This window comes from Marinactinospora rubrisoli (genome assembly GCF_042664915.1).
GTDB classification, from domain to species: domain Bacteria; phylum Actinomycetota; class Actinomycetes; order Streptosporangiales; family Streptosporangiaceae; genus Marinitenerispora; species Marinitenerispora rubrisoli.
Genome location: NZ_JBHTBH010000005.1, coordinates 31,449 through 54,023 on the forward strand (window position 1 = coordinate 31,449; position 22,575 = coordinate 54,023).

General features: G+C 71.5%; 15 protein-coding genes and 1 tRNA gene. 11 read left to right on the plus strand and 5 right to left on the minus strand.

Annotated features, from left to right (window positions below):
* Nucleotides 1–1,253: 1,253 nt before the first annotated feature.
* A complete protein-coding gene (locus tag ACFQRF_RS11495) occupies nt 1,254–2,915 on the minus strand; it encodes a bis-aminopropyl spermidine synthase family protein (protein ID WP_379871032.1) in 1,662 nt (553 codons plus the stop codon).
* A 526-nt stretch (nt 2,916–3,441) separates the two neighbouring features.
* On the opposite strand from ACFQRF_RS11495, the gene gltB reads away from it, so the two are divergent.
* The 6 genes from gltB to pyk all read left to right on the plus strand — a co-directional run bounded on the left by gltB (nt 3,442) and on the right by pyk (nt 13,404).
* Entirely contained in the window at nt 3,442–8,019 is a 4,578-nt protein-coding gene (gltB, locus tag ACFQRF_RS11500; protein ID WP_379871033.1) for a glutamate synthase large subunit, read from the plus strand.
* A gap of 34 nt (nt 8,020–8,053) precedes the next feature.
* The gene (locus ACFQRF_RS11505; protein ID WP_379871034.1) at nt 8,054–9,511 is read left to right on the plus strand and encodes a glutamate synthase subunit beta; all 1,458 of its coding nucleotides are present in this window, start codon (nt 8,054–8,056) and stop codon (nt 9,509–9,511) included.
* A 130-nt stretch (nt 9,512–9,641) separates the two neighbouring features.
* Nucleotides 9,642–10,043 carry a DUF2784 domain-containing protein gene (locus ACFQRF_RS11510; RefSeq protein ID WP_379871035.1) on the plus strand — a complete coding sequence of 134 codons (402 nt, stop codon included), beginning with the start codon at nt 9,642–9,644 and terminating at the stop codon, nt 10,041–10,043.
* A 120-nt stretch (nt 10,044–10,163) separates the two neighbouring features.
* Complete coding sequence (locus tag ACFQRF_RS11515) at nt 10,164–11,063, plus strand: prenyltransferase (protein ID WP_379871036.1); 900 nt, start codon at nt 10,164–10,166, stop codon at nt 11,061–11,063.
* 278 nt (nt 11,064–11,341) lie between these two features.
* Entirely contained in the window at nt 11,342–11,914 is a 573-nt protein-coding gene (locus tag ACFQRF_RS11520; protein ID WP_379871037.1) for a type 1 glutamine amidotransferase domain-containing protein, read from the plus strand.
* A 59-nt stretch (nt 11,915–11,973) separates the two neighbouring features.
* Nucleotides 11,974–13,404, plus strand: a complete 1,431-nt coding sequence (gene pyk, locus ACFQRF_RS11525) for a pyruvate kinase (RefSeq protein WP_379871038.1) — start codon at nt 11,974–11,976, stop codon at nt 13,402–13,404.
* Between the two features lie 147 nt (nt 13,405–13,551).
* Here the strand turns inward: pyk and ACFQRF_RS11530 are convergent, their stop codons facing one another.
* The 3 genes from ACFQRF_RS11530 to ACFQRF_RS11540 form a co-directional block, all read right to left on the minus strand.
* Nucleotides 13,552–14,496 (minus strand): DUF1266 domain-containing protein, encoded by a 945-nt coding sequence (locus tag ACFQRF_RS11530; protein WP_379871039.1) that lies wholly within the window; start codon nt 14,494–14,496, stop codon nt 13,552–13,554.
* A gap of 225 nt (nt 14,497–14,721) precedes the next feature.
* Entirely contained in the window at nt 14,722–15,528 is an 807-nt protein-coding gene (locus ACFQRF_RS11535) for a transposase (RefSeq protein ID WP_379871040.1), read from the minus strand.
* 131 nt (nt 15,529–15,659) lie between these two features.
* A tRNA-Leu gene (locus tag ACFQRF_RS11540) sits at nt 15,660–15,733 on the minus strand.
* 147 nt (nt 15,734–15,880) lie between these two features.
* On the opposite strand from ACFQRF_RS11540, the gene ACFQRF_RS11545 reads away from it, so the two are divergent.
* The 5 genes from ACFQRF_RS11545 to ACFQRF_RS11565 all read left to right on the plus strand — a co-directional run bounded on the left by ACFQRF_RS11545 (nt 15,881) and on the right by ACFQRF_RS11565 (nt 21,065).
* Nucleotides 15,881–16,447, plus strand: coding sequence for an ANTAR domain-containing response regulator (locus tag ACFQRF_RS11545; protein WP_379871385.1), 567 nt, complete (start codon nt 15,881–15,883; stop codon nt 16,445–16,447).
* Between the two features lie 341 nt (nt 16,448–16,788).
* Entirely contained in the window at nt 16,789–18,342 is a 1,554-nt protein-coding gene (locus ACFQRF_RS11550; protein ID WP_379871041.1) for a branched-chain amino acid ABC transporter permease, read from the plus strand.
* An 8-nt stretch (nt 18,343–18,350) separates the two neighbouring features.
* Entirely contained in the window at nt 18,351–19,337 is a 987-nt protein-coding gene (locus ACFQRF_RS11555) for a branched-chain amino acid ABC transporter permease (RefSeq protein WP_379871042.1), read from the plus strand.
* Nucleotides 19,327–20,214 carry an ABC transporter ATP-binding protein gene (locus tag ACFQRF_RS11560; protein ID WP_379871043.1) on the plus strand — a complete coding sequence of 296 codons (888 nt, stop codon included), beginning with the start codon at nt 19,327–19,329 and terminating at the stop codon, nt 20,212–20,214. The genes ACFQRF_RS11555 and ACFQRF_RS11560 overlap by 11 nt, the downstream gene beginning before the upstream one ends.
* Nucleotides 20,211–21,065: an ABC transporter ATP-binding protein gene (locus ACFQRF_RS11565; protein WP_379871044.1), complete on the plus strand. Its 855-nt coding sequence runs from the start codon at nt 20,211–20,213 to the stop codon at nt 21,063–21,065. The genes ACFQRF_RS11560 and ACFQRF_RS11565 overlap by 4 nt, the downstream gene beginning before the upstream one ends.
* Before the next feature lie 246 nt (nt 21,066–21,311).
* On the opposite strand, the gene ACFQRF_RS11570 is transcribed toward ACFQRF_RS11565, so the two are convergent.
* A complete protein-coding gene (locus ACFQRF_RS11570; protein WP_379871045.1) occupies nt 21,312–22,544 on the minus strand; it encodes an ABC transporter substrate-binding protein in 1,233 nt (410 codons plus the stop codon).
* Nucleotides 22,545–22,575 lie beyond the last annotated feature (31 nt).

A 22,575-nucleotide genomic window follows, 5' to 3' on the forward strand; every position in this document is an offset into this window, starting at 1 on the left:
GGGAACGCCCGGACCCACGGTGCGGGCGGCGGCAGGGGCGCGCCCGCGACGCCGGAGCCCCACCGGGGGCCCCGGTGCTCGGCCGCCACGGCTCGGTATCGGCCCGGAACGGTGACGGAACGAGCCGAGAGCCGGGCCGCCACGGCGCAGACCGAGTCCGATGTCCTCGGTCGTCATAGGCGATCAGTGCGCGTTCGACGGGCGCGCCGGTCGGCCGCTTCGCCGGATCGCGGTGGCGAGTGCGAGCAGGCGCTGCTCGATGATGGCTTCGCGCCACTGGCGGACTCGGGCCGGGTGCCCGTGGCACGGTTCCGTCCTTGCGGCCGGGCCTGACCGGATGGTGGCCGGACTGTTCGATGAACGCTTCGAAGCGATCCCCAGGGTGACGGCAGCGAGCGCGGCAACGGCCGTGGCCGGCCCTGCCGGCCAGAGGCCGTCGTTCTGGCCGACGACGCGTCGGGCCGGTTTCCGCGAGCCGGGCGAACAGTGGGTCGGCGCTGCTGCGGCGTTCGCGGTTTCCGGACCGGCGGGCACGTGGGGGAAGAGGCCGCGCGAGTGGGTGTGGGCGTGGCGGATCCGGTGCCGCACGGAGGCGAAGCCGGGCGGCGGCTTGGGGCACGGCCAGGCGGATCGGTCCGGCGCCGGACGGTGCGGGCGGCCGATCCTCCTGGGTCGGGTGAGCGGGTCGGCGCGGCACACATTGCGGTCAGCAGGGTGTCCAGGTCTCGTCGCACGGCGAGATCTTCGGACGCCCTCCGCTGCGCCCGTAGCCACCCCCGTACCTCGGACTCGCTCCTCTAGGGCGGGCAAACGTCTGTGGGACGGGCCAGTGTATCGCCGGGTGACATGGCCAGGCGGCATGAACCCACCGGCCCTTCGAGGGTGACCGGCCCGCCCCGCTCATGCCCGCCCACCCCCGCGATGACAAGCGGCGGGCCGACCACCGGCGCGTCATCAACGCCGGTCGTTGCCGATGTGAGCCGGAAGATCGGAGGCGGTCCGGGCCGGACGTTCACCCGCTTCGTCTCTCCAGGCGCCGGCGATGGCCGAACGGTCCGCCGCGGATGCGCGGATCAGGGCGGGGCCTCGCCCGGCCCGCGGCGGTGTTCCACCGGGTGGGGGAGGGGAGCCCGCCGCGTCCACTGCGGTGTCGCCGGCGGGCACCGCCTGCCGGAACGGCCGGTGCTCGGCCGCGTTCGGCCCGCGTGCCCGCGCGGTCGTTCGGCCGCCGGCAAAACGGCGCCGGGGCAGCGTCAGTCGGCCGGGAGTTCCGCCACGAGGGCCGCGGTGAGGTCCGGCAGCGCCGCCACCCGGTGCAGCGGGAGGTCGAGGAGGGTGTGGCCGGACAGCCGCGGAGCGGCGGCGGCCACCCGTGTGCGGGCCTGTTTCTTGTTGATCGGCCGGCCGAGTTCGGCGGCCACGCGGATCAGTCCCTCGCGCAGCACCGCGGCGATGCTGCCGTGTGCGCGGTCACGGCAGTGCCGCAGCAGTCGCGCGCCCGGCGGCGCGTCGTCATCCGGGGGGAGGTACCGCGCGGCGACGACGGTGTGCCGGGGGTCCGGGCAGCCGCGCAGGAACCGCAGTTCGTGGCGGTCCCCGACGGCGTCGCGCAGGGCGCGCTGGCCGGCCTCGCTGCGGACCTGGGCGGCGCCGCTCGGCAGCACCACGTGCACGTCGGCGGCCGGTGCGGCGAGGAGGACCCGTTCCAGCAGGGCGTCCCAGCCGCCGGTCAGGTCGACCAGCGCGCCGGAGCCCGCCGCGTCCCTGCCGGGTCCGGACGTCGTGGTACCGGTGGGCGCCCATGCGGCCGGTTCGGCCAGCCAGGTGGCGAGCCGCACCCGCCGCACCTCCGGCCGGGCCTGGAGCGGCCGGCCGCCCACGAGCGTGTCCGCGGCGAAGCGGTCCAGCAGCGCGTGCACCGAGGTCTCGTCCAGTCCACCGGCGGACTCCCGGGCGTTGGCGCCCTGGCTGTAGATGCGGGCGGCCTCGCGGCCGTCGCCGCCCGCCGGGGTGCGCGCCGTGGGGCGCAACACGTACAGGTCGCTGGCCGCCCCGATCGCCTCCGCGCCCAGGTACCGGTTGAAGTCCGGCCAGATCGCCTCGTAGGCCACGTTGAGCCGGGTCAGCCGCGTCTGGGTGCGGGCGAGCAGCGCCGGGGTGGTCTCGCTGGCGCCGTAGGCGAGCAGCACCCGGCCGTGCCGCGGATCGGCCAGCCCCTCCAGGCCGCGCCGCACGAACAGTTCCACGCCTTCGGGGGTGTACGGAGGATCGGTGAAGACGAGGTCGGCCCGGCCGCGCACCGCCGGTGGCAGGCCGAGCCGCAGGTCGGCGAAGTGGCAGCGGACCGGCAGTCCGAGGCGGGCGGCGGCGGTGTCGATGTAGTCGAGCATGCGCTCGTCGATGTCCACCACCACCGCCTCGGCCTCCGGCCGCACCAGCGTGGTGGCCAGCGACGTGAGGTCGTGGTCGCCCACGCACAGCAGCCGCCGGCCCGCGAGCGCGAACCTGCCGTCCAGCAGGAGGGCGCGCCGCAGCGCGGTCGCGGGCGTGGCCGCGACGTGGTCCAGGTCGGCGCGCGACGGCGGCGCCTCCGCGACGAGCCGGTCCAGTTCCGCCGCCGCACGCGGGTGCGCCGCCAGCAGGTGGTGCACCGGGTCGGTGAGCGGCGCCTCGGTGAAAGCGGCGTACGCGGCGGGGGAGGCCAGCCGGACGCGGTCGCCGTCGCGCCGCAGCTCCTCGCCGAGCGCGGTCAGGACGGCCTCCACGGCCCGGTGCGCCACGGTGGTGCCACGGACCAGCTCCCGGCTGGTCCACCACCCGCCGTCGGCCAGTGCGGCCAGGACGCGGTGGCTGCGGGAGGCGTCCGCGCCCTGGGAGTCGAGCAGCGCGGTCAGGGCCGGGGGAAGAGCGGTCATCGATGCACATCGTACGGGTCCCGTGCCGCTCCCCGGACGCCTCCGCTGCTTGGGCCGCCCGCCGGTGCGCTGACCTGCGGGTCCGGCCCGGCCGGGTGATTCGGCTCCCCTGGGCGCGGACCGCTGTTCCGGGCGGTTGTACAGTAGTCCGGCTGCTTTGATCCCGTTTGGGATGTTTGCGGGGTCCGTCACACGGATACACCTTGGCAGGGCCGGCACGACGCGCCGGACCCGCTCCGCACCGTCCCGGACGGAGCGGCACGACCGTCGCACCGCGGCGACGGTTGGTCTAGACCTCCACTGGCGACAGGTCTGGACCATCAGGTAAAACCATGTAACGTAAGGTACCCGAGCACCCTCGCCACCTGGCGAAACTCCGCACGGCACGACGGCGTGGCCGCAGATTCGGAGATCGCCGACGGCGCAACAGGTGCGGGTGGCCGCTCAGCACAACCGACGCAGCAGGGCCAATGTCGTCCCGAATGCGCTTTCTCGAAAGCCCAGACGCACGACGACAGGAGGGTAGATGCCTGCTGGCCGGGTTCAGCGTTCGTCCGTCCGACCGAACGCCACGACCACTCCCCAGGGCCTGTACGACAGCACCTACGAACACGACGCATGCGGTGTCGGGTTCGTCGCCGATCTCTCCGGCCGTCGCAGTCATGACATCGTCGAGAAGGCGCTCACCGTGCTGCGCAACCTCGACCACCGCGGAGCCTCCGGGGCCGACCCCGACGACGGTGACGGCGCCGGCATCCTCACCCAGATCCCCGACGAGCTGTACCGCGACGTCTGCGACTTCGAACTCCCCGCGGCCGGCGGCTACGCCACCGGCATCGCCTACCTGCCCACCGACGCCGCCGAACGCGCCGAAGCCGTCCGCCGGATCGAGGCCGTCGCCGCCGAAGAGGGCCTCGACGTCCTCGGCTGGCGCGACCTGCCGTTCGAGCCCCGCTACTGCGGCCCCGCCGCCCGCGAGGTCATGCCGTACTTCGGCCAGCTCTTCATCGCCGGCCGCCCCGGCACCGGCACCGCCGGCCTGACCGGCATCGACCTTGAGCGCTACGCCTACTGCGTCCGCAAGCGCGCCGAACACGAGATCGGCGTCTACTTCCCGAGCCTGTCCCCGCGCACCATCACCTACAAGGGGATGCTCACCACCCCCCAGCTGGAACCGTTCTTCCCCGACCTGTCCGACCGGCGCTACACCTCCGGCCTGGCGCTCGTGCACTCGCGGTTCTCCACCAACACCTTCCCGTCGTGGCCACTGGCGCACCCCTTCCGGTTCGTCGCCCACAACGGCGAGATCAACACGGTCAAGGGCAACCGCAACTGGATGCGCGCCCGCGAGGCCACCCTCGCCAGCGACCTCATCCCCGGCGACATCTCCCGGCTGTTCCCCATCGTGGACGCCGAGGACTCCGACACCGCCTCCTTCGACGCCGCTCTGGAGCTGCTGCACCTCGGCGGCCGGTCGCTCCCGCACGCGGTGCTCATGATGATCCCGGAGCCGTGGGAGAACCACACCGAGATGGACCCCGCGGTGCGCGCCTTCTACGAGTTCCACTCCATGCTCATGGAGCCGTGGGACGGCCCCGCCTCCGTCACCTTCACCGACGGCACCCTCATCGGCGCCGTCCTGGACCGCAACGGCCTGCGCCCCGGCCGCTACTGGGTCACCGATGACGGCCTCGTCGTCCTCGCCAGCGAGGTCGGCGTGCTCGACATCGACCCCGCCCGCGTCGTCCGCAAGGGCCGGCTGCAGCCCGGCCGGATCTTCGTGGTCGACACCGCCCAGGGCCGCATCATCGAGGACGAGGAGATCAAGGCCGAACTCGCCGCGCAGCACCCCTACGCCGAATGGCTGCGCCGCGGCGTCGTGCGCCTCGACGAGCTCCCCGCCGCCGAGCCCGACCCCGTCGAGGACCTCGACCACGCCCAGCGCGTCTTCGGCTACACCGAGGAGGAACTCCGCGTCATCCTCACGCCGATGGCGCGCACCGGCGCCGAACCCATCGGCTCCATGGGCACCGACACCCCCGTGGCCGCGCTGTCCACCCGGTCCCGCCAGCTCTTCGACTACTTCTCGCAGGGATTCGCGCAGGTCACCAACCCGCCGCTGGACGCCATCCGCGAGGAACTCGTCACCAGCCTGCACACCGCGCTGGGCGCCGAGGAGAACGTCCTGTCGCCGGACCCCGAGGACGCCCGGCGCATCGTGCTGCCCACCCCCGTCATCGACGAGGCCGAACTCGCCGCCATCGTCGCCGCCGGGGCGCCCGGCGGCGACCCCGCGTTCCGCGCGCACGTGGTCCGCGGCACCTACCCGGTGGCCGGCGGCGGCACCGCGCTCGCCGACCGCCTCGACCAGATCTGCGGCGAGGTGTCCGAGGCGATCGCCGGGGGCGCGCACATCATCGTGCTCAGCGACCGCCCCGGAGCCGGCGCCGGGAACGCCGCCGAAGAGGCCCCCATCCCGTCGCTGCTCCTCACCGGCGCGGTCCACCACCACCTGGTGCGCGAGAAGACCCGCACCGAGGTCGGCCTCGTCGTCGAGGCCGGCGACGTCCGCGAGTGCCACCACGTCGCCCTGCTGATCGGCTACGGCGCCTCGGCCGTCAACCCCTACCTCGCGCTCGCCACCGTGCGCGACCTCGTCGCCCGCGGGGTCATCAGCGGCGTCGACGCCGAGCGCGCCGCGCGCAACACCCTCAAGGCGTTCGGCAAGGGCGTCCTGAAGATCATGTCCAAGATGGGGGTCTCCACGGTCGGCTCCTACACCGGCGCGCAGATCTTCGAGGCGCTCGGCCTGGGCGCCGAGGTCATCGACCGGTGCTTCACCGGCACCACCTCACGGCTCGGCGGCGTCGGCTTCGACGTGCTCGCCGAGGAGGTGCGGGTGCGGCACGCCGCCGCGCACGCCGCCAACCCCGCCCACCACCGGCGCCTGGCCATCGGCGGCGAGTACCAGTGGCGGCGCGAAGGCGAGCCGCACCTGTTCAACCCCGAGACCGTCTTCAAGCTCCAGCACGCCACCCGGACCCGCCGCTACGAGATCTTCAAGGAGTACACCTCCCGGATCGACCGGCAGGCCGAGAACCTCATGACCCTGCGCGGCCTGTTCCGGCTCCGCGAAGGCGTCCGCGAGCCCGTCCCGATCGACGAGGTCGAGCCCGTCTCGGAGATCGTCAAGCGATTCTCCACCGGCGCCATGTCCTACGGCTCCATCTCGGCCGAGGCCCACGAGACCCTCGCCATCGCGATGAACCGCCTCGGCGGCAAGTCCAACACCGGGGAGGGCGGCGAGGACCCGAGCCGCTTCACCCCCGACGCCAACGGGGACCTGCGGCGCAGCGCCATCAAGCAGGTGGCCTCCGGCCGGTTCGGCGTCACCTCGCACTACCTGACCAACGCCGACGACATCCAGATCAAGATGGCCCAGGGCGCCAAGCCCGGCGAGGGCGGCCAGCTGCCCGGCCACAAGGTCTACCCGTGGGTCGCCGACACCCGGCACTCCACGCCCGGCGTCGGCCTCATCTCGCCGCCACCGCACCACGACATCTACTCCATCGAGGACCTCGCCCAGCTCATCCACGACCTGAAGAACGCCAACCCCTCGGCGCGCGTGCACGTCAAGCTCGTGTCCGAGGCCGGCGTCGGCACCGTGGCCGCCGGCGTCTCCAAGGCGCACGCCGACGTGGTGCTCATCTCCGGGCACGACGGCGGCACCGGAGCCTCCCCGCTCACCTCCCTCAAGCACGCCGGCACCCCGTGGGAGCTGGGCCTGGCGGAGACCCAGCAGACCCTGCTGCGCAACGGGCTGCGCGACCGCATCGTGGTGCAGGCCGACGGCCAGCTCAAGACCGGCCGCGACGTCATCGTCGCGGCGCTCCTGGGCGCCGAGGAGTTCGGGTTCGCCACCGCGCCGCTCGTCGTCTCCGGCTGCGTGATGATGCGGGTCTGCCACCTCGACACCTGCCCGGTCGGCGTCGCCACCCAGAACCCCGAGCTGCGCAAGCGCTACTCGGGCAAGGCCGAGTTCGTGGTGAACTTCTTCGAGTTCATCGCCCAGGAGGTCCGCGAGTACCTCGCCGCCCTCGGCTTCCGCACCCTGGACGAGGCCGTCGGCGCCGTCGAACTCCTCGACACCGCCGAGGCCGTCGACCACTGGAAGGCCGCCCAGCTCGACCTGACGCCCATCCTGCACGACGTGCGGCCCTGGGCCAGCGACCACCGCCGGCGGGTCCGCGCCCAGGACCACGGACTGGAGAAGGCGCTGGACAACACCCTGATCCAGCTCTCCGAGGGCGCGCTGGAGTACGGCCAGCCGCTCAAGCTCGACCTGCCGGTGCGCAACGTCAACCGCACGGTCGGCACCATGCTCGGGCACGAGGTCACCCGGCGGTACGGCGCCGACGGGCTGCCCGACGACACCATCGACGTCACGCTCACCGGTTCGGCCGGCCAGTCGTTCGGCGCTTTCCTTCCCCGCGGCGTCACGCTGCGGCTGGTCGGCGACGCCAACGACTACGTCGGCAAGGGCCTGTCCGGCGGGCGCATCACGGTGCGGCCCGACGAGCAGGCGCCGTTCGCGGCCGAGACGCACATCATCGCCGGCAACGTCATCGCCTACGGGGCCACCTCCGGTGAGGTGTTCCTGCGCGGGGTCGTCGGCGAGCGGTTCTGCGTCCGCAACTCCGGCGCGCTCGCCGTCGTCGAGGGCGTCGGCGACCACGGCTGCGAGTACATGACCGGCGGGCGCGCCGTCATCCTCGGCGGCACCGGGCGCAACTTCGCGGCCGGCATGTCCGGCGGCATCGCCTACGTCCTCGACCTCGACCCCGGCCGGGTCAACCGCGAGATGGTGGACATCGACCCGCTCGACGACGAGGACCGCGCGTTCCTGGAGGACGTCCTGCGCCGCCACCACGCCGAGACGGGGTCCACCGTCGCCCAGCGCGTCCTGGCCGACTTCGACATCGCCGTCGAGCGGTTCGGCAAGATCATGCCGCGCGACTACAAGCGCGTGCTCGCCGCGCGCGCCGCGGCCGAGCGCGAGGGCCGCGACGTCGACGAGGCCGTCATGGCCGCCGCGCAGTCCTGAGCAGGCGTTCGTACGGAAGGAGGGAAACACCGCCATGGCCGACCCGAAGGGGTTCATCACCATCACCGAGCGCGAGCTGCCGCGGCACCGCCCGGTGGACGTCCGCATCCAGGACTGGCGTGAGGTCTACGAGGACTTCGACCGCGGCACCGTCGCCAAGCAGGCGTCGCGCTGCATGGACTGCGGCATCCCGTTCTGCCACAACGGCTGCCCCCTGGGCAACCTCATCCCCGAGTGGAACGACCTCGTCTACCGCAGCGACTGGGGCGAGGCCATCGAGCGCCTGCACGCCACCAACAACTTCCCCGAGTTCACCGGCCGGCTCTGCCCCGCGCCGTGCGAGTCGGCGTGCGTGCTCGGTATCAACCAGCCCGCCGTGACCATCAAGAACGTCGAGGTCTCCATCATCGACCGCGCGTGGGAGGAGGGCTGGGTCCGCCCGCAGCCCCCCGCCGTGCGCACCGGCCGCACCGTGGCCGTCGTCGGATCCGGCCCGGCCGGCCTGGCCGCCGCCCAGCAGCTCACCCGCGCCGGCCACGACGTCACCGTGTACGAGCGCGCCGACCGGATCGGCGGGCTGCTGCGCTACGGCATCCCCGAGTTCAAGATGGAGAAGCGGCACCTCGACCGGCGCATCGGCCAGATGCGGGCCGAGGGCACCGTGTTCCGCACCGGCGTCAACGTCGGCGTCGACATCACCGTCGACCGACTGCGCGCCCAGCACGACGCCGTGCTCCTGGCCGGCGGCGCCACCGCCTGGCGGGACCTGCCCGCCACCGGCCGCGAGCTGGCCGGCGTGCACCAGGCCATGGAGTACCTGCCGCTCGCCAACCGGGTCCAGGAGGGCGACTACGCCGAGCCCGCCATCAGCGCGCGCGGCCGGCACGTCGTCGTCATCGGCGGCGGCGACACCGGCGCCGACTGCGTGGGCACCGCGCACCGCCAGGGCGCCGCCTCGGTCACCCAGCTGGAGATCATGCCCAAGCCGCCCACCACGCGGCCGGACAGCCAGCCCTGGCCGACCTACCCGATGCTGTACAAGGTCACCAGCGCCCACGAGGAGGGCGGCAAGCGGATCTACTCGGTCAACACCCTGGAGTTCGTCGGTGACGAGCAGGGGAACGTCCGCGCGCTCCGGCTCGTCGACGTCCGGCGAACCGACAAGGGCTTCGAGCCCGTCGAGGGCACCGAGCGGGAGATCCCCGCCGGGCTCGTGCTGCTCGCCATGGGGTTCGTCGGCCCGCAGAAGGAGGGGCTGCTGGACGAGCTCGGCGTGGAGCTGGACGGCCGCGGCAACGTCGTGCGCGACGCCGACTACGCCACCAGCGTCGAGGGCGTGTTCTGCGCCGGTGACATGGGGCGCGGGCAGTCGCTCATCGTGTGGGCCATCGCCGAGGGCCGCTCCGCCGCCGCGGGCGTGGACCGCTTCCTCTCGGACGACGAGACCGCGCTGCCCACCGCGATCCCGCCGACCGCCCGGCCGCTGGTGTGACCCCGGGGCGCGGCGGCACCGGCCGCCGCGCCCCCACCCACCGGCCCGCCCGCCTCGGGGGACGGCCGCCCGGGCGTTCTGAGTAGCAGAGCGGATGGCCCGGCGGTGCCACCGTGCCTAACGTGGAGACATGGGGTACCTCCTCTTCGGCGGTGCGGTCATGCTCGCCCACTTCTGCTTTCTCGGCTACCTGGTCGTGGGAGGCTTCCTCGCGTGGCGGTGGCCGCGGACCGTGTGGTGGCACGTGCTCTGCGTCGCCTACGGCCTGGGCATCCTCGTCATCGGGTGGACGTGCCCGCTCACCGTCGCGGAGAACTGGGCGCGGACACGCGCCGGCGAGCCCGGTCTGGGTGCGCAGGGCTTCATCGAGCACTACCTCACCGGCGTCGTGTACCCCGCCGACAGCGTCGGCACCGTCCGGCTGCTCGTGGCGCTCGTCGTCGCGCTCTCCTGGGCGGGAGTGGCGCTGCGGTGGCGCGGCCGCGGAACCACAGGGCCGCCGCCCCGCGACCAGGCCGTCCCGGAGCGTTAAGAAAGCGTCTGGATTCCGGCGTATCCCACCGCCGTGGGAACTTCACGACCTGCGAGAACGTTGTCCGGCGCCGCGAATCGAGGATGTTTGACCACCGCATTCCGGGCGTACCTTCTCAATATGACCACGGTGACCTCGGACATCCTGCAGACGGCCGAACACTTCATCATGCGCAACGCGCGCCTATTGGACCGGCTCCGCTTCGCCTACCACTTCCAGCGAGGGCACGCCGAGCCCGTCCACGCCGTCCTCGGCGCCTACCGTAACGTCGACGGCGGTTACGGAAACGGCCTCGAACCGGACTTACGCGGGCACGGCAGCCAGCCCCTCGCCGTGGAGACCGCCCTGCGCATCCTCGACGAGCTCGGCCCCATCCCGCGCGACCTCGCCCAGGACACCTGCACCTACCTGATCAGCGTCACCCGTCCCAACGGCGGCGTCGGCTGCGTGCTGCCCAGCGTCCGGCACAGCGAGGCCGCGCCCTGGTGGCGCGATCAGGACGACTTCGGCGGAGCGCTCCGGCCCACCGCGGCCATCGCCGGGCTGCTGCACAAACAACACATCTCGCACCGCTGGCGGGACCGCGCCACCGCGTTCTGCTGGACCCGCATCGGCGCCCTCCACTGGACGCACCCCGAGGAGGCCATCGCGGTGTGCACCTTCCTTGAGCATGCGCCCAACCGCGCCCGCGCCAAAGCGGAGTTCGCCCGCCTCGCCCCGATGATCCGCGCCGTCATCGAACTCGACCCCGCGGCCGAGGGACAGGTCCACACGCCGCTCGACATCGCCGACCGGCCCGACGCCATCGCCCGGCAGCTGTTCACCGACGCCCAGATCAACGCGCACCTCGACCACGTGATCGCCCAGCAGCAGCCCGACGGCGGATGGCCGGCGCCCGGACCCACCTGGTGCCTCGGCAGCACCAACGACCGGCGCGCGGCCATCACCCTGAAGCGGCTGCTCACCCTGCGCGCCTACCACCGGCTCGGCCATCCCGTGACGGTACAGCGCACCACCTGACCCGCCCGCGGCGCCCGCATCCGGACGGCCCGCCCGCACCCGCGGACGGGCCCTCACCCCAGGGCGAGCACCCGCGCCCCAGCCCCGCCAGGACCTCCGCATCCGGCCCACCCGGCAGGGCGCGTCCGGTCGCCGCCCGCACCGGTCGCGCGCGCGGCGCCGCCAGCACCTCCGAGTCCTCCCCACCAACCGCCCGGCCGCCGCCACGCGTAACCGGCCGCGCATCGGGCAGGAGACCCCCCACAGGGCATCCGTACCGACGAAGGAGGACCATTCCGATGACCACCGCGACCGACATCACCGGCCGGACCATCGCCTTCCTCGCCGCGCCCGAAGGCACCGAGCAGGTCGAACTCACCGATCCCTGGGACAAGGTCCGCGCCGCCGGCGGGCGGCCACAACTCATCTCCACCACCGACCAGCCGATCCAGGGCTTCAACCACCTCGACCGCGCCGACACGTTCCCCGTGGACGCCACCGTCGACCAGGTCAAGGCCACCGACTACGCCGGGCTCGTACTGCCCGGGGGAGTGGCCAACCCCGACCACCTGCGCACCCAGCCGCGCGCCGTCGAATTCGTGCGCGCCTTCTTCGAGGCCGGACTCCCCGTCGCCGCCATCTGCCACGCGCCATGGACCATCGTCGAGGCCGGCCAAGTGCGCGGCCGCACCCTCACCTCCTACCCCAGCCTGCGCACCGACATCATCAACGCCGGCGGCGCCTGGGTGGACGAGAGAGTGGTCGTCGACACCTCCGGCCCCACCACCCTGGTCACCAGCCGCACCCCCGCTGACCTGCCCGCCTTCACCGAAGCCGCTCTCGCCGCGTTCGCCGAGACGCCAACTCGATGACGCCTACTCGCAACCTGGTTTAGACCAGTCCACGGTTCCAACGCTCTAGAGTGTGTACTGTGACACGTCGAGCAAAGATCGTCGCGACCCTCGGCCCAGCCACATCGAGTCCGGAGAGCATCCGCGCGCTCGTCGACGCCGGGCTGGACGTAGCGCGACTCAACCTCAGCCACGGAACACACGAGAACCACCACGCCAGCTATACCAACGTACGGGCGGCCGCCGCCGCGAGCGGGCGCAGTGTGGGGATCCTCGCCGACCTCCAGGGTCCAAAGATCAGGTTGGGCACGTTCGCCGACGGCCCCGTCGACCTGAACCCCGGAGACGAGTTCACCGTCACCATCGACGACGTCCCCGGCGACCGGCATCGGGTCTCCACCACCTACAAGAGCCTGCCCGGCGACGTCCGCCCCGGCGACCGCGTCCTCATCGACGACGGCCGCGTCGTCCTCGAAGCCGTCAAGACCACGAGCACCGACGTCCACACCCGCGTCCTCATCGGCGGCACCGTCTCCAACCACAAAGGACTCAACCTCCCCGGTGTCTCCGTCAGCGTCCCCGCGCTGACCCCCAAGGACGAGGAGGACCTGCGCTGGGCCCTCGCCCAGGGCGTCGACATGGTCGCGCTCTCCTTCGTGCGCAGCCCCGCCGACGCCGATGAGGTCCACCGCATCATGGACGAGGTGGGCGTGCGCGTCCCCCTCATCGCCAAGATCGAGAAGCCGCAGGCCGTCGAGCGCCTCCACGACATCATCGAAGTGTTCGACGGGGTCATGGTCGCCCGCGGCGACCTCGGCGTCGAACTCCCGCTCGAAAACGTCCCCATGGTGCAGAAGCGGGCCATCGAGCGCTGCCGCGACAAGGCCAAACCGGTCATCGTCGCCACCCAGATGCTCGAATCCATGATCAGCGCCCCCCGGCCCACCCGGGCCGAAGCCTCCGACGTCGCCAACGCCGTCCTCGACGGCGCCGACGCCGTCATGCTCTCCGGCGAGACCAGCGTCGGAAAGTACCCCGTCGAGACCGTGCAGACCATGGCGCGCATCGTGGCCGCCGCCGAGCAGGAGTCCCTGCGGGCCTCGCACATCCTCAACCGCGTCCCCGAGACCACCGGCGGATCCATCGCCCGGGCCGCCGCCGAGGTGGGCGCCACCGTCGGCGCCAAGGCGCTCGTCGCCTTCACCATGACGGGCGAGACCGCCCGCCGCCTCGCCCGGTACCGTTCCCCCATCCCGCTGCTGGCCTTCACCACCCAGACCGCCACCCGGTCCCAGCTCTCCCTCACCTGGGGAGTCGAGACCCACTGCGTGCCCTGGGTCGACCACACCGACGAGATGGTGCGCCAGGTCGAGAGTGAGCTCCTCGACATGGGCCGCTACCAGAAGGGCGACAAGGTCGTCATCGTCGCCGGCAGCCCGCCCGGCACCCCCGGATCCACCAACTCCCTCCGGGTACACCGCCTCGGCGACGCCATCACCCACGGCAAGTAGCCACAGCCACCACCGGCCGACTCCCCGGGACGGCGCCTCGCGCCACCCCGGGGCAGCCGGCCACCGGGCGGCCGCAGCCGCCCACGGCGTCCGGCCGACGCCATCAGCGACCTCCGGGGAACGCGGCGCCCGCGAACGGCGCGGCGATCAGTGCGACTGCGCGTGCGGAACGCCGTGCTCGTGAGGGACCCGATCCAGCGGCATGTCCCACGGCAGCAGGTTCCACGGACTCGCCGGATCCGCCGTCAGCAGCCCCAGCGCCGTCCACACCCGATCCGCCCCGGCATCCGCCGAGCCCCCGCCATGCCACAGCAGGTACCCGCCGTGGAACGCCTCGGCCAGCTGCTGCCAGCTCGCGTAACGGCGCTGCAGATCGGTGGCGATCCGCCGCAGCAGGCTCTGCGTCTCCACCGGGCTCAGCCAGTCCAGCGTCGCCGCCCCGCAGGTCAGCCGCACCAAGTGCACCGACTTCCACCACTGGTACGCGCCGATCACCACGGTCTCGGTGTCGCCGTCCGCGCCGGTGATCCGCCGCATGCGCGCCACCTGCTCGGGCGAGAGCGTGATGGTCTCCTCCGGCCGGACGCCCTCCTGATCCCGGCTGCGGGCCGTGCCCGTGCGCAGGTCCACCAGCAGGTCCGCGTTCTGGCCGGTGTGCAGCTCCTCCCAGAGCCGGTCCACCGTCGCCAGCAGCGAAGCGCGGTCCACGATGCCCCACTCCAGCTCGAACACCTTGCGGTAGCGCCGCCGCAACGACGGCCGGACGACCACGTCCCACGGCTCGGCCAGCGCCACCCGGAACGGAGCCGCCACCGCCGCCGCCCAGCGCTCGGTGCTCAACGGGGCGTCGGGGTACTTGGTCCGCAACGTCGGCGCCTCACGCGCCCCGATCACCAGCTCCGCGAACGCCGCCACCGAGAGCGCCACGACGGGCAGCAGCGCCCAACCGGGCTGCCCGCACGCCACGAGGAGAACGATCAGCCCCGCAACGGGCGTGAAGAGCCACGGCTGCCGGCGCTTCGACGCCCAGGACACGACGACCCAGGCCCCGATCGCCAGAGCCCCGAGGACCCCGGCCACCGCGGTGAACACCCGACCCTCCCCTTCTCCCCGGGCACGGTTGCGACAGGTGTAGACCACCGCACCGCGAAACCCGCTACACTCCCGCTTCTCAGGATCGGGGACCGGCCGCACCCGAGGCCACGAAACCCACGTGTTGTGTTCAGGTTGTGGCCGTGATGTGACCGGGTCGGGCCGTCGTCACAGGACGGCCCATGTCGGAGGTCCACATCGCGGGCTGATCGGGCCGGTGGGGAATCAGTGTTTCGGGCCGATGAAGGAGTCGAGGAAGGCCACGGAGCGCTTCTCAGCGACGGAGATGACTCCGGCGGGCTGGAGTGAACCGCGGGAAGGCTTCTGCCAGCGAAGACGCCACGCGACCTTCAAACCATCCAGGCTAGCGCCAAGCAGTCCAAGGATGTCCGTCGATGTATTGGTGAAGAGGTAGCGCGGGTACTCGTAGTACTTCCACGTGCCTCCGACCATGCGACGTACTCGATTGGTAATCCGGCAGCCGTCGGAGTGGAACAACCCACGGACGAAGGACTGAGGGTGACGCGCCACTATGTCCTGCTGCCACGGAGCCAGTTCGATCGCACGTAGGTGCTTGCGTCCCTGCCCGTGTTGAGGGAAGTAGCAGGGCCAGTGCTTCCAGCGGGCGACCACTTCCTTGCAGCCGGGCCTGTCGATGATGCCAATCCGATGGCCCGGCAGGACGGCTGCGAGGGCGTTGACGCATTCCTGGACCAGCCCCGGCCAGGCGTTCGCGCAGATGATGCGCAGGGCCCAGACATTCTTCTCCCGGTCCCCGGCGTAGCTGATGCATCCGTCACCCAGGTACAGGCCGAGAACGTAGCCGTAGGCGTCCGGAGGATCGGGGTGCCGGGGGAGGGGCTCGCACCGTGCACATGTGCCGAGCTCAAGGTATTTCTCGATCAGCTCGCGATTATGGAACCACTCACGCAAGGTGCTGCGGTTTATGCCGGTTTGGCGCGCGACTTCGGAGTAGGAGAGGCCGGAGTCCAGCAGGGAGACCGCCGAGCGGCGCACATGTGGAGGGTACATGCCTTAAGGATGCATGCTTCAGGCGTACGCGTGTTCGAAATCCACAGGGAAAGGTTGCCGAAGGGGTGAGGGGTCTGTGAAATAAAAAAAGAGTCATCAACTGACGACTCTTTTGGGATTTTGTCTAATTGTGCCCCGAGTGGGATTCGAACCCACACTTTATGGATTTTGAGGCCATTATCTCTACCAATTGGATTATCGGGGCATTTCGGACATTTTCTGGTGTCCGTGGCCGCCGGTGCGTAGCGCCCTACGCGCCTGCTCCTCACCTGGCCAGCTGCTATGGAAGGCGATGCGCATCATCCTAGCGGATCTAGGTACGCTCTTGTTCGTGACGCAGACGCAGAGCCGCGTGGTCATCGCGGAAGACGAGGCCCTGATCCGCCTGGACCTCAAGGAGATGCTTGAGGAGGACGGCTACGCCGTCGTCGGGGAGGCCGGTGATGGCGAGACCGCTGTGCGGCTCGCCACCGAGCTGAAACCGGATCTCGTCATCCTCGACATCAAGATGCCGGTCCTGGACGGCATCTCCGCCGCCGAGCGGATCGCGGCGGAGCGGATCGCGCCCGTCGTCATCCTCACCGCGTTCTCGCAGCGCGAGCTGGTGGAGCGGGCGCGCGACGCGGGGGCCATGGCGTACCTCGTCAAGCCGTTCAACAAGGCCGATCTCGTGCCGGCGATCGAGATGGCGGTCAGCCGGTACGCCGAACTGTCCGCACTGGAGGCCGAGGTCAGTGGGCTGACCGAGCGGCTGGAGACCCGCAAGCTCGTCGAGCGCGCCAAGGGGCTGCTGCAGAGCCGGCACGGCCTGAGCGAGCCCGAGGCGTTCCGGTGGATCCAGAAGAACTCCATGGACCGCCGGCTGACCATGCGCAAGGTGGCGGAGACGGTGATCGAGACGCTCACCGAGGAGCAGTGAGGGAAGCGAGGGAGGCGTCGCGGGTGCGCGTCCGCCCGCGACGCTGACCGTTCGGCATCCGCCGCGCGCCGCGGCGATGCGTCGCTGAGGGTCAACGGGGTCCCACCGACCGTGGTGGGACCCCGTTCTTCGTTGGCCGCGCGCGGGGCGTCAATGTGCGGCCGGTCCCGATTGGGTCACGGACCTGCACGAACCCGTGACGGTTGCATCACGTCCTTTAAGAGTCACTGAAGAACAGCGCTAAACCGGGCTAAACTCGCGCCACTTGGAGCAAAACCCCCGGTTCGGGCATCTCCGCCCGGAACCGACACCCTCAGTTCTCTGATGCGCAAGGAGCGCGCGTGCGCAGACGCCTCGTGACTGTGCTGCTCGCCGTGGTCGCCGCCATCCTGGCGGTCACGGCGCCGGCAGTGGCAGACGATCAGAGCGGTGAGAACCTGAACGGTCAGATCCGCATCCCGGAAGCCGTCGAAGGCATCGACATCACGGTCTTCCAGGGTGAGGAGGAGATCGGTACGGCGACCACCGACTCTGACGGAAGTTGGGAAGTGGAGCTGCCCGGACCGGGCGACTACCGCGTCACCCTGGACCAGGAGTCCGTGCCCGACGAGTTCGTCGTCGACGAAACCCCCGGTGCCGAGATCGACGTCTCCGTGCGCCCGGAACAGCAGCGGACCGTGATCTTCCGGTTGGCGCTGCCGGGCCAGGAGGAGGCGGAGGCGTCGCCGAGCGAGTCGGCCGACTCCGGCTCCGGCGGCGGGGCCGGCGCCGACGACGAAGGCGGCGGGGAAGAGGGCGTCACGACGGCGCCCGGCGTCAGCGCCGGCACCCCGTTCGGCACGAAGGTCGCCCAGCTCACCGTGGCCGGCCTGATCTTCGGCCTCATCATCGCGATCTCCGCGATCGGGCTGTCGCTGATCTTCGGCACCACCAAGATGATCAACTTCGCCCACGGCGACCTGGTGACCTTCGGCGCCGTCATGGCGATGCTGTTCAGCACCGGCGCGGGCGGGTTCGGCAACTCCGTGCTCGTTCTGCTCGTGGCGGGGCTGCTGGCGGCCGGCGCCGCGTGGCTGCTGGCCGGACGCGCGCCCAAGCCGGTGCCGGTGATCGTGGCGGCGGTCATCACGCTCGCCGGTGTGGCGGCCTCCACCTTCGTGGGCATTCAGGGTGAGGCGCTGGACTGGGAGGTCCCGCTGGTGGCCGCGGCGCTGATCGCGGTCGTCATGGGCGCCGGGTTCGGAGCCGGTCTGGAGCGGTACGTGTGGCGCCCGCTGCGCGGCCGTAACGTCGCGCTCATCCAGATGTTCATCGTCTCCATCGGCATCTCGCTGATCCTGCGGCACGTCCTGCTGGTCGCCTTCGGCGGGACTCGGCAGCGCTACGACGAGTTCCAGTTGCAGGAGATGCTGCGCCTGGGCCCGATCGCCATCACGCCGCGGGACCTGTCGATCGTGGGCTTGTCGGTGGCGGTCCTGGTGCTGGTGGCGTGCATGCTGCAGTTCACCCGGATCGGTAAGGCCATGCGCGCCGTCGCGGACAACCGGGACCTCGCGGAGTCGTCGGGGATCGACGTCGACCGCGTGACCCTGTACGTGTGGTCGCTGGGCGGCGGCCTCTCGGCGCTCGGCGGCGTGTTCTATGGGCTGAACCAGACGGTGTACTGGCAGATGGGTTTCCATCTGCTGCTGCTGATGTTCGCCGCGGTGACGCTGGGCGGGCTCGGCACCGCCTACGGCGCGATGGTCGGTGGCCTGGTGATCGGCCTGGTGGCGCAGCTGTCCACCCTCTGGTTCCCCTCGCAGCTCATGAACGCGTGGGCGCTGGCGATCATGATCGTGGTCTTGTTGGTCCGGCCGCAGGGCATCCTGGGCCGTCGTGAGCGGGTCGGGTAGGAGACGCGATGGACTTCCTCTACATCCTGGCCACCGCGGTCGAGACGGCGATCGGCCCGATCGCGGCGATCTACGCGCTCGCGGCCATCGGGCTGAACATGCACTTCGGCTACACCGGCCTGCTCAACTTCGGCCAGGTGGGCTTCATGCTGGTCGGCGGCTACGGTGTCGCGGTCAGCGTGTCGACGTTCGGGCTCCCGCTGTGGGCGGGGGTGCTGGCGAGCATCGGGTGCGCGGTGCTGCTGGCGTTGCTGCTGGGCATTCCGACGTTGCGGCTGCGCGCCGACTACCTGTCGATCTGCACGATCGCGGTGGCCGAGGTCGCGCGGCTGGTCTACCGAGCCGAGTTCGCGCGCGAGGTGACCGGCGGCGTGTACGGCCTGCAGGGGTTCGCCTCGGCCTTCTACGACGCCAACCCGTTCCCGCGCGGGGACTACGGCATCGGTGACATCTCCTTCTCCGCCCGCGACCTGTGGATGATGTGCGCGGCCTGGGGCCTGGTCGCGCTGGCGGCCCTGGTGATGTGGCTGCTGATCCACAGCCCGTGGGGCCGGGTGATCAAGGGCATCCGCGAGGACGAGGACGCGGTGCGCAGCCTCGGCAAGAACGTCTTCGCGTACAAGATGCAGAGCCTGGTGCTGGGCGGCGTGTTCGGGGCGCTGGCGGGCGCGCTGATCGCGGTGAACCAGCAGACCATCACGCCCGACCAGTTCATGCCGCAGGTGACCTTCTACCTGTGGGCGATGCTGCTGCTCGGCGGCGCCGGGCGGACGCTGGGCCCGGTGCTCGGCGCGGTGGTGATGTGGTTCCTGCTCACCGTGTTCGACGAGACGCTGCGGGCGCTCGCCGCGACGGGCGTGCTCCCGTTCCTGCAGGGTTCGGACGTGGGTGCGCTGCGGCACGCGATGGTCGGGTTGGCGCTGCTGCTGCTGATCGTCTTCCGGCCGCAGGGAATCATCGGCAACCGCAAGGAGATGCTGGTCAATGTCAAGTGACGCGACGGAGGCCACGGCCGGCGGTACGGCCCCGGGGCCTGTGGACCGGATGGCCGGCGTCGCCGCGACGCCGGGCGTGGCCAAACCGGACCCGATCCTGAAGGCGCACGGGGTCCGCCGTTCTTTCGGCGGCCTGACGGCGGTGGACGTGGAGCACTTGGAGGTGCAGCGGGGCACGATCACGGCGCTGATCGGCCCGAACGGCGCCGGCAAGTCGACGTTGTTCAACCTGCTGACCGGATTCGACCGGGTGGACGCCGGCGAGTGGTCGTTCGAGGGCCGTCGGCTGAACGGGCTGGGCGGCCACCGGGTGGCGCGCAGTGGCATGGTGCGCACGTTCCAGCTGACGAAGGCGCTGACGCGCCTGACCGTCCTGGACAACATGCTGCTGGCGGCGCAGGGCCAGCTGGGCGAGCGGATGTGGGGCTCGTTCTTGCGCTGGCGGTGGCGGGGGCAGGAGCGCGCGAACATCGAGCGTGCCGAGGCTCTTCTGGACCGGTTCAAGCTGCTGGACAAGCGCCACGAGATGGCGGGCAGCCTGTCGGGCGGGCAGCGCAAGCTGCTGGAGATGGCGCGTTCGCTGATGGTCGACCCGTCGATGGTGATGCTGGACGAGCCGATGGCGGGGGTGAACCCGGCGCTGGTGCAGTCGCTGCTCGGGCATATCACCGCGCTGCGCGATGACGGTATGACGGTGCTGTTCGTCGAGCACGACATGGACGTGATCATGGGCATCAGTGACTGGATCGTGGTGCTGGCGCAGGGCCAGGTCATCGCCGAGGGCCGCCCGGAGGACATCCGGGCCGACCAGCGGGTGGTGGACGCCTACCTGGGCGCCCGGCACGCCGAGCCGGCGGACGCGGAGGAGGGGCGATGAGCGGGAGCGGGCAGGAGGAAGGCGCCGGCGGCGTGCCGCGGGCGGTGGAGGAGGCGGCCGCGGTGCAGCAGGCCCGCGAGGAGGTCCTGGAGCACGCGGCGGCCGCGGCGGCGGAGTCGGTCGATACGGGGGACCACCTGCTGGTGGCGCACGAGCTGGTCGCGGGCTACGTGCCGGGCGTGAACATCCTGAACGGGTGCACCCTCACGCTGACCGAGGGCGAGGTCGTGGCCATCATCGGCCCGAACGGCGCGGGCAAGTCTACGCTGGTCAAGACGGTGTTCGGGCTGATCCCGGTGCGCTCGGGCCGGTTGGTGCTGCGGGGCGAGAGCATCGCGAACCGCCCGGCGCACGAGCTGGTGTCGCGCGGGGTGGGCTATGTCCCGCAGACCCGCAACGTGTTCCCGACGCTGACGGTGGAGGAGAACCTGGAGATGGGGGGCTACCTGCGCCCCAAGCGGTTCGCCGAGCGGTTCGCGGCGGTGGCGGAGCTGTTCCCGCTGCTGGCGGAGCGCCGCCGCCAGAAGGCGGGCGCGCTGTCCGGCGGCGAGCGGCAGATGGTCGCCATGGGGCGGGCGCTCATGATGGAGCCGTCGGTGCTGCTGCTGGACGAGCCCACGGCGGGCCTGTCGCCGATCTACCAGGACGAGGTCTTCGAGCGCGTCAAGCAGATCAACGCCACGGGCGTCTCGGTGATCATGGTGGAGCAGAACGCGCGGCGCTGCCTGCAGATCTGCGACCGGGGGTACGTGCTGGACCAGGGCCGCAACGCCTACACCGGCACCGGCGCGGAGCTGCTGCACGACCCCAACGTGATCGAGCTGTACCTGGGGACGCTCGCCAAAGCGTGAGCGTGCCCCGTGGGAGGGGGCGCGGGGGATGCCCCGGGGCGCGTGGCGCCCCGGGGCACCGTGCTGTCCGGGCCGGGTACCGGGACCGCCCGGCGGGATTCGCCAGGCGGGGCGGTGCCGCGCGGCCGTGCCGGGGTGGCGGCCGGCCCTGGCCGTCGCCCGGGTAGCGGGGCCGTGGACATACGTGGGCCCCGGACCGGCACCGGTCCGGGGCCCACGGGGAAGGCCGTCCGCCTGGGGGAGCGGTTACGGCGTGGTCTGCACGAAGTCGAGCGGGGCGTGCGTGCCTTCGTCGTCGTAGCTGTAGATCATGATGGAGGCCACGGTGACGTCGCCGTTCTCATCGAAGTCCAGCGGCCCGCTGGCGCCCTGGTAGTCGATGGTCTGGCCGTCGGCGAGCAGGTCGCGGCACTCGGCGAACGCGGTGCACTCCTGGTCGCCGGAGGTGATGGCCGGCATGTCCTCGACGAAGACGGCCGGGTCGGTGCTGCCGGCGGACTCGGCGGCCAGCGCGATGGCGATGGCGCAGTCGTACACCTGCGGCGCGTACTGGAAGACCTCCAGTTCGGGGTCGAACTCGGTGAGTCCCTCCTCGAACTCGGGGTTGTCGACGCCGGGCGCGGTGCCCTTGAAGCCGGAGACCGTGCCGGGGTCGTTCGGGTCGACCTTTTCGGCCAGCGTCTCGTCGTTCATGCCGTCGGCGCTGTACATCTGGTCGGCGCCGATGCCCTCCTCGATGAGCCCGGTCATGACCTGCACGCCCTCTTCGAAGGAGACGAGGACGACGGCGTCGGGCTCGGAGTTGGCGACGGCCTGGACCACGGCGTCGAAGTTGGTGCCGTTGGGGTCGTAGCTCTCCTGGGCGACGACCTCGGCGCCGCTCGCCTCCAGCGCCTCGACGGTGGCGTTGGCGAGGCCCTCGCCGTAGTCGTCGGCGCGGTAGGCGACCGCGACCGTCTGGTGGCCGTCGCCGACGATGGTCTCGGCGAGCACGGGGCCCTGGAGGAGGTCGCTGGGCGCGGTGCGGAAGTAGTAGCCGCCGTCCTCGTAGGTGCTCAGGTTGGGGGCCGTGTTGGACCCGGAGCACTGGACGACCTCGGCGTCGGTGATCCGGTCGATGATGGCCATGGTCATGCCGGAGGCGGCGGCGCCGAGGACGGCGTCGACGTCCTGCCCGATGAGGCGGTCGGCGGCGTCACCGGCCTGGGCGGCGTCGCCGGCCTCGTCACCGGTGAGGATTTCGGGCAGCTCCTGGCCGAGGACGCCGCCGGCGTCGTTGATCTCCTGCATGGCGTAGCGGGCGGCGGTGATCTGCGGCGGGCCGAGGAAGGAGAGGTCGCCGGTCTCGGGGAAGATGTAGCCGAACTGGAGGGGGTCGTCCGACCCGGAGCCCCCACCGCCATCGCTGCCGCAGGCGGTCAATCCAAGGGCCAGGGCCGCGGCCATGGCCGTGAGGCTGAGGGCCTTCTTGCTGGGCATTCAGGACTCTCCGTTCCACCGGCGTCACACG